Below are 2,484 nucleotides of genomic sequence, written 5' to 3' on the forward strand. Positions count from 1 at the left end.
GCTCCGTTGATCTGTTTCGGGGTGTCGGCCTTCTCGATCCGCGGGCGGGCGTCGGCCGGGTCGCCGGCGACGACGGCATGCCGCGCGCCCTCGAGCTGCCCGGGGCTCGCCCGCGGCGTCATCTCGCGCAGCGCGTCCCGTTCGTACAACGCGGCGAGGTAGCGGTTGTAGGCGTCGACCTCCTCGTCCGGCTCGCTCGACTCGCCCGCGGTGAGCATCAGCGGGCCGCCGAGTTCCGGCCGCCAGGCCGTCTCCGGGGCGATCCGCCCGTTCGCCCCCCACTGGGGACCGCCGTCGTCCGTGGGGGAGAGCTCCTCCTTCATCATCTTGAACCACCAGTACAGGACGAAGGCCGCGAAGATCGGCCACTCGACGCCGTAGAAGAGGTTCTGCAGCGTGCCCTGGGCCGACTCGCCCTTGGACAGCTGCCAGATGCCCATCCGGATGAACAGGGCGACCAGACCGAGCGCGAGCAGGTGCCGCGCGATCCAGGAAGGTGCCAACAACAGCCGACGCACACCGTCGACGCTACCCCGCGGGTTCCGCCTGGCGGGGGCCGGCGGGTGGGCCCTGGTGCCAGCGTCACATCGGACACCGGCCCGCGTGCGGGTGCACCGGCACCTCGGTGACACCGTCGGCGGCGGGAAGTCGGGTGGAACGCGACCTCTGATCAGCGCCCTCGCCGGCGTCGGCGGATGGGGGATGCGAGGGGGCTGGCCGGCCTTGGCCGGACCGGCCAGCCCCGATACCGCGCGGCCCCGCCGCCCGGCTGGGGGGGGTTAGTCGGACGTTCGGGCCGGAACGCCGCCGGACCTCCTGGCGCGGGGGCCGGAATGGCGTTCACAGGGTAGGTCGTCCCGCAGGTGCGTTTGGTTGTCGCCGACGGGCGAGTTTTTTTGCGATCTCTGATGATCCGTCGTTCGATCACCCAAACGGGGTAGTTGATGCGTTGAAGATGTGTGGGGTCCGTTGCCCGTGGAGGTGGCACCGGCCCCCGATGGGGCCGCGGGCGTGGGGCCGCCCCGAGAGGGTCAGCGCAGGACGGCGGCCGCGAGCGTCCAGGGGGCGCCGTCGGCGGAGATCGACACCCTGGTGGCGGCGATCTGCCCCGGCAGGGTCAGGGTGATCCGCGCGTCCGTCGCGGCGCCCGCCGGCGCCGCCGGCAGCGTGACCGTGAAAGTCCGGGTGTCCACGATCGACGCGATCGTGATCCGAACCTGCCCGGTGGACGAGCTCAGGTACACGTCCAGCTGACGGGTCCGGGTGACGAAGGTCGTCAGCTGCGCGGTGCCCTGCACCGCCAGGCTGTCCGTCTGCGCGGAGCCGGCGAGCGACGGAGTGCCGTCCGTCCAGGCGACGCCCGGCGACGAGGGGGTCGGCGTGCCGGAGACGGTGGGGACGAGCAGCGGGAAGGGCACCCCCGCGCGGTGGTTGCTGACCCCGCCCCAGCCGTTCCCGAACACCAGCCAGTCCACGGCGCCGGTGGGGATCTGGACGCGCGAGCCGGCGGGGAGCGCCTCGGTGGCGCTGGAGTAGATGCCGGTGCTGCCCGTCGTGCCCGCGCCGGGTGCCCGCGCGACCGCGCCGCCCGTGTCCGGTGCGGGTGGCACCGCGTTCGGCCGCGGCGCGCGGCCGGCGTCGGTCGGCGGATCGCCCGCTGCCGCCGTCGCCCCGGACGTCCTGACCGGCGCGGTGCGACCGCGGCCGTAGCCCCCCGGCATCGGGCCGGGCAGCTCGGGCTGGCGTGAGGGCGCACTGGACGCGCTGCCCGTCGCCCACGGCGCCGTGGACGGATGCGGCGGTGCCGTCACCGTGGTCGTCGACGGGTCCGGTGAGTCATGCCCCGGCATCCCGAACATCGCCAGCGCCGCCACCATCGTGAGGCTCAGCACCGCGACGACCGCGCCGACCAGCGTCCCGGCCCGCCGGGTCACCGTCCGCCGTCCGGCCGCCCGTCGCCCGGCCGCCCGTCGCCCGGCTGCCCGTCGCCCGGATCCGCCTACCCGCCCGCCCGCTCCCGGGCCGGCATGCCGCGTGCGGCGTCCCCGGCGGCCCGGCGGCCGGTGACCGCCGCCCGGGCCCGCGGCGCCGTACAGCGGCAGCGGAGCCGTCCGCGAGCGTGGGTCCGTCCCGTCGCCCGGGTCCGCCGCGCCAGGCGGTGCGCCCGGTGCGCCGGTGTCCGGGTGAGCGCCGGTGCCGATGTCCGGGTAGGCGTCCGTGCGTGCGTCCGTGTCTGTGTGCTGTTCCGCGTCCGCGTCCGCGTCCGCGTGGGTGTGCGTGCCCGTGTTCGCGGCCGGTGCCCGGCTGGCCCACGGCGCATGCCCGCCGGCGACGGTGGCCAGGTCGGCATCCGGCGCGAGGGCGTCGCCCGCCGGGCCGGCGTCGGTCGCGACTGTCTGATCATCCGGGTCGTCGAGGTCGATCGGCCGGAAGAGCACGTCGAGGTCGAACGGCCCGCCGAGGGGGAGGGGGCCGCCGAGGGGG

At 75.7% G+C, this 2,484-nt stretch carries 2 protein-coding genes; both read right to left on the reverse strand.

Annotated elements, in window-relative coordinates; genetic code table 11:
- Positions 1 to 518 (reverse strand): hypothetical protein (locus tag C1A33_RS23705; protein WP_243407883.1); only part of this gene is annotated, 518 nt, incomplete at its 3' end.
- A gap of 513 nt (positions 519 to 1,031) precedes the next feature.
- On the reverse strand, positions 1,032 to 2,484 hold a 1,453-nt coding region (locus tag C1A33_RS35210; RefSeq protein ID WP_101833553.1), incomplete at its 5' end, for a hypothetical protein.

The sequence above is a fragment of the Frankia canadensis genome (assembly GCF_900197875.1).
Lineage (GTDB): Bacteria > Actinomycetota > Actinomycetes > Frankiales > Frankiaceae > Frankia > Frankia canadensis.